Genomic DNA, 5045 nt, shown 5'->3' on the forward strand with positions numbered 1-5045 from the left:
ATCGTCGTCGCTGTACTTCAGCCCGCTGTACTGCACGATCGCCGCGGTATTGGCCAAGTGCACGCGATAGCCCGCGTCCATCAAGGCATCGACCAACCAGTACCAGTTGTAGGTCGACTCCACCACCAGTCCCGTGATCGCCTCGCGATACGGTGCCAGGGACTCCAGCACCAACGCCGGGTCGTTCGCCAACCGCTTGCGATACACCACGTGGTCCTCTTCGTCCAAAAGGGCCACGACGCTATTGTTGGAATGCAGATCGATTCCGCCGTAGAGTTTCATCGTCGACTCCTCCTGCCGGGTCTCCAGCTCAGGTGTTTTCCTCTACCTTAACTGTAGGCCCGCGGGCGGGGTCGGCTAGATGCTTATCAGGTCATAGCGCCCCGAAAAGGCTGCGATCTTCTTGAATAGATGAGGGTGTCGCAGCGCGATATTCACGGCATGGTAGGCCCCCAAGCTACAGCCATGTGCGATGGTGCAGGGGTGCGGATTCTTCATTGCCATCAAGGGCAGCACTTCGTTCAGGACATAGTCCTCGAAGGCACAATGCCGGCGGATGCGATCGGCGGGGTGACACCAATCGCAGTAGAGCGATTCCCAAACGAGACTGTCCACGCAATAGAGCTGAAGCTGGCCGGCATTGATCTTGTGACCGAGTGCTTCGATCAAGCGCAGATCTTCGTATTCGTGAAAGCGCCCATCGCGCGTCGGAAACACGAGAACCTTGGCTCCCGCATGCCCGAAGACCAGCAGCTCCATGTCCCGGCCGAGCCGGTCGCTGTACCATCGGTGGTATTCGCGATTCATTCTTGACCTCACAGCGGCGCGAAGAAGGCCCAGAGCTCGGCAAGCAGATCCTGTGTCTGGCGCGCCCGCCCCGGATAGTCGAAGTGTCCTGCGTCGAGCACGAACAGCCGCTTGTCTCCGGGGATCGCGTTGTAGACCGCAAATTGTCCGGGCGGCGCCACGGCCGGATCGAAGCGGGCGGCGGCGACATGCATCGGTTGACGGATCGACCGCGCAGCGACCGCTGCATCGTAGTAAGCAAGGGTGTCGCCGATTCGACTTTGGGTGCCGACGCAGCGTTGGACGGCAGCCGCGCTGCCGATGCTGGGTAAAGCAAGCCGTAAAGGCTGGTGACCGAAACTGGGTACGTTGAGGTGCCCGCGTGCAATACGCGCATCCCGTGCCATCGCCATGGCTCCGATCCCTCCGCCGAAGCTGATGCCGAGATACCCGACATGGCCGGCCAACTCCGGAAAGAGCAGAAGCAGGGCCGAGACCCCGACCCATACGTCATCTACGCAGCCGCCCAGGATGTAGTTGTCGCGACTGTCGATATTGTGGAGCACATGCCAATCGGGTGCCGCCGAGATCGGCGGGCGCTGGCTGCGGCCTAAGCCTCGAAAGCAAGGCACGAGATAGACCCCGTCGTCGCGGGGAAGGTCGTAAGGTGGAACCTCGATGCCGCCGTAGCCGTGCCCCAGCACGAATCCTCGCCGAGGCGAGCCAACCCGCGGGGTTAGGAGCCAGCCATGAATCGGGAACCCATCGGTCGATTCATAGATCAGGTCGTGGACGCGGAAGCGCGGGTGACTCTCGCGTGAAATACACAAGCGGGGGTTGGGCTCGATCGCCAATGCGCGAGCGTAGCGCGCGCGCCAGAAGGCGCCGAACTCGGCGGGCTCGGGTGGCGGCTCGACCGCCAGAAGCGCATCCAAGCTATAGCCGTAGCTTGGATCGAAGGGGAAGCCATGGTTGAAAGGCATCGCAGGCGATCTCGTCGGGCTTGGATCGGGGTCTTGAGTATCGCGCCGACGGTGAGCCCTGTCGCCGCCCGATCCCCGTGGATGCCCTGTCGACGGCGGGACGGAACCGGAGCTGAGTCCGCTCCTCGACACCGACAATGATCGCGTTCGCCTCGACGGCATCCGGCTCATCCCGGCGCGAAGCTCCTGCGGCGAATCACCCGATGCGGAGATCACGCGAGCTTGCGGGGCTTAAACCGAGCGACGAGCCCGGGGCCTGTCAACAAGCGCACCCGGCACAAGACTACGACCAAGACGCTCTTCGCGATCCTGGCAGGGTGCGCAACGCGTCGCGTTCGGCACGTAGATCAAACGCTGTGCGGGAATCATGTCGCCACAGTCGAGACACTGGTCGCGACCTGAAACCTGTCTTGCCTGATCACGCATGGCAGCGACCGCCAGTGCAGTCAGCTGATCGATTCGAAACTGCGTCAGGTCGAGCTCGTCTGCGAAGCGTTCCAATTTGGCTGCCCCCGGATCAGTCATCGATGGCCGGGAGCATCGCAGATGGTCGTGACAAACGTATGACTCCCGGCCCACATTCGGCGGGGTGAGTAGAGCTATCGAGCGGATGCTGTTACGCTCGGCGATCCGCTTGAACAAAGGGATCCGGCGCACTCGCACCCTTTCCCGACCTTTTCTACCCGGGCCCGGCAGTCTCGACTGTCACGGCGCCGAACAGCGAGATCATGACGATGGCCAAGACAAACTATGCGTTCGAGAAACGTCAACGCGACCTGCAAAAGAAAAAGAAGAAGGAGGACAAGCAGAAACGCAAGACCGAAAACAGCGGCACTCAGTCCGAAGCGACCGACGTCGAGCAACCCGAGGGTGATCGGCCGGAGTCCGACGCCGCGCAGAGCGCCGACTGAATCCCGGTGGTGTCGGCCAGGCGAGGCCGCCCCGGAACGGCCTCGCGTTGCTGCTCGATCCATGACGCCCCACGACACGCGCGATCCACGCGTGGCGGGCGGTCGAGTCGAGCGGGGATCGAACCTAGTTTTCGTCACGACCGCCGGTTACACTCGCGCCGCCCGACAAGGACCATCACCGCACGGATCATCACGGCATGTCACTCCCCTTTAAAGAGCATGTGCTCCGTCATCTCGTCACCGACGAGCTGCACGCCCGGACCTTCGAGCCCCTGCGCGCGCCCGAGCGGGTCTCGCACCTGGCCGCGGTCTCCGGCGAGCGCGGCAGCGGTCGCAACGTCGAGCACCTCAAGCGGCTGTTGGCGCACTACGGCCTGCCGATCCCGGAGACGGTCGATCAGCACTACTGGATCGACCTCGGACCCATGCGCCTGCGCTGGGAGCGTCATACCGAGTTCGTCACCTACACCTTCAGCAAGCGCGGCACTTTCACTCACCCCTTCGCCGAACCCCTGCTCGACGAGCTGCCGCAGGACTGGCTCCGCGATCTGCCCGGCGAGGTCATTACCGCCACCTCGCTGGCCATCGAGACCTGCGATTGGCCCGAACGCACCAACGAGGAGCTGGTCGCGCTCTTCGACGGCAACCCGGTCATCGGCTCGGAAGTGGTCGGCGGTGCGGGGCGCGCATGGTCCGACCATAAGATCCATGCCGACGGCTACTCATGGATCCTGCTGCGCGACTGCGGTCTGTCCGACAATCAGGCCGGGCGACTGGCCAAGCGCGTTCTGGAGATCAACGCCTACCGGGCCATGGCACTGCTCGGGTTTCCTCTGGCTCGCAGCGTCTCTGCAGCTCTCAGCGACGCCGATCGTCGCCTGGCGATGGTGGCATCGCGCCTGTCGCGTCAGGGCACGTCCGATCAGCCGGCCTTCGAGAGCGAGCTGCTGGGGGAGCTGACCAGCCTCGCCGCGGATATCGAGGCGGTTTCGGCCCGAACCACCTATCGCTTCGATGCCTCGCGGGCCTACTACGGGATGATCCAACAGCGGCTTGAGCAGCTTCGCCAAAACCGGATCGAAGGCCTGCAGACCCTGTCCGAATTCCTCGACGCGCGCTTAGCCCCGGCGGTCGCGACCTGCGAGGCCACCCAACGCCGCCAGCACGACTTGGCCGAGCGCGCGGCCCGAATCACCAGCCTCTTGCGCGCCCGTGTGGACGTCTCGCTGCAGGAGCAAAATCGGCGGCTGCTGGAGTCCATGGATCGCCGCGCCCAGTTGCAGGTGCGCCTGCAAGAGACGGTGGAAGGACTCTCCGTCATCGCGATCGGCTACTACGGCGTCGGCCTCATCGGATACGCGCTCAAGGGTCTGGAAAGCGGCGGAATCCCGATCGACGCGGGCTTGTGGATGGGCATCGCCCTGCCCTTCGTGATCGGGTTCGCTTGGTTCGGACTCAGACGGATCAAACGGCGCCTTGCCGGGTCGGAGTGATCCCAACTGCACGACCCGCGCTCGCTCTCATTGCTTAAACATCCGAGCGCTTGAACCAACCACCCTTGGCGACTATGGGCCTGACCCGCCCCTGTAAGCGCTTGGCGAGGGCGAAACGGCGCGCGTCGTCCTCGTCTTCGACCAGTGGCTCGAGACTTGCGAGCAGAGCGTCCGCGGCAGCCTGATTCCCTCGCGCCCGGCTCAGCATCGCCAATGCGCCATAGAGCACGAAGAGGTCCTGCACGTGCAGGCTCGGGCGCTCGTAGAATCCCTCCAGCAGACGAGCGGCCTCATCGATGTCACCGGCCTCGATCAGCATGACGGCCAGATTGCAGCGCGGGAAGACGTAGTCCGGAAAACGGGCGATCACATCGCGAAGCAGCTCGATCGCCTCCAAAGGGCGACCCTGAGCACCGCGGATCGCGGCGAGGTTGCCGAGTGCGACACGATGCCCGGGGGCGTACTCGAGGATCCGAGTCAACAGGATCTCCGCGCCCTCGTAATCCCGCTCGTTGAAGCGGTCTATCGAGCGTTGGAGAAGCATCTCGAGATCCTTGGGAAGATTGCTCGGCTCGGGCTCGCGTCTAATCTCGGTACTGACCAATTTGACCTGCGTCACGCGCTCGCCGTCCCACAGTTCGAGCGGCTCGCCGTGTGGCAGCAGACCCTTGTCGTGGAGCGGGCGAAGCAACCCGAAGCGCGCCTCCCTGGTCCCGATCGGCAGACAGGCGAATCGTTTCAGACGCTCGACCGCGTCCGAGTCGCCCCGCTCGGCGCGGTACTGGAGGATGAAGGCAACCATCCCGCGCAGGGCATCGTCGCCGCCGACATAGAGCGCATCGAGAAAGGCGTTGGAACCGGTCGCCTTCCCG

Annotated in this window: 7 protein-coding genes; 2 read left to right on the forward strand and 5 right to left on the reverse strand. The window is 63.8% G+C overall.

Features of this window, described 5'->3' with window-relative positions:
- The 4 genes from VLR48_RS14570 to VLR48_RS14585 all read right to left on the reverse strand — a co-directional run.
- The coding region (locus tag VLR48_RS14570; protein WP_325292488.1) for an IS110 family transposase at positions 1–282 on the reverse strand (282 nt) is incomplete at its 3' end.
- A gap of 75 nt (positions 283–357) precedes the next feature.
- Entirely contained in the window at positions 358–807 is a 450-nt protein-coding gene (locus VLR48_RS14575; RefSeq protein ID WP_325292489.1) for an alpha/beta hydrolase-fold protein, read from the reverse strand.
- A gap of 8 nt (positions 808–815) precedes the next feature.
- Positions 816–1769 (reverse strand): acetylxylan esterase, encoded by a 954-nt coding sequence (locus VLR48_RS14580; protein ID WP_325292490.1) that lies wholly within the window; start codon positions 1767–1769, stop codon positions 816–818.
- Positions 1770–2000: 231 nt separating this feature from the next.
- A complete protein-coding gene (locus VLR48_RS14585; protein WP_325292494.1) occupies positions 2001–2294 on the reverse strand; it encodes a TraR/DksA C4-type zinc finger protein in 294 nt (97 codons plus the stop codon).
- A gap of 209 nt (positions 2295–2503) precedes the next feature.
- Here VLR48_RS14585 and VLR48_RS14590 point away from each other — a divergent pair, with 209 nt between their 5' ends.
- A complete protein-coding gene (locus tag VLR48_RS14590) occupies positions 2504–2680 on the forward strand; it encodes a hypothetical protein (RefSeq protein WP_325292491.1) in 177 nt (58 codons plus the stop codon).
- Positions 2681–2877: 197 nt separating this feature from the next.
- Positions 2878–4173: a DUF3422 domain-containing protein gene (locus tag VLR48_RS14595; protein WP_325292492.1), complete on the forward strand. Its 1296-nt coding sequence runs from the start codon at positions 2878–2880 to the stop codon at positions 4171–4173.
- A gap of 34 nt (positions 4174–4207) precedes the next feature.
- On the opposite strand, the gene VLR48_RS14600 is transcribed toward VLR48_RS14595, so the two are convergent.
- A partial coding sequence (locus tag VLR48_RS14600; RefSeq protein WP_325292493.1) for a tetratricopeptide repeat protein occupies positions 4208–5045 on the reverse strand: 838 nt, incomplete at its 5' end.

The sequence above is a fragment of the Thiocapsa sp. genome, assembly GCF_035467215.1.
Lineage (GTDB): Bacteria > Pseudomonadota > Gammaproteobacteria > Chromatiales > Chromatiaceae > Thiocapsa.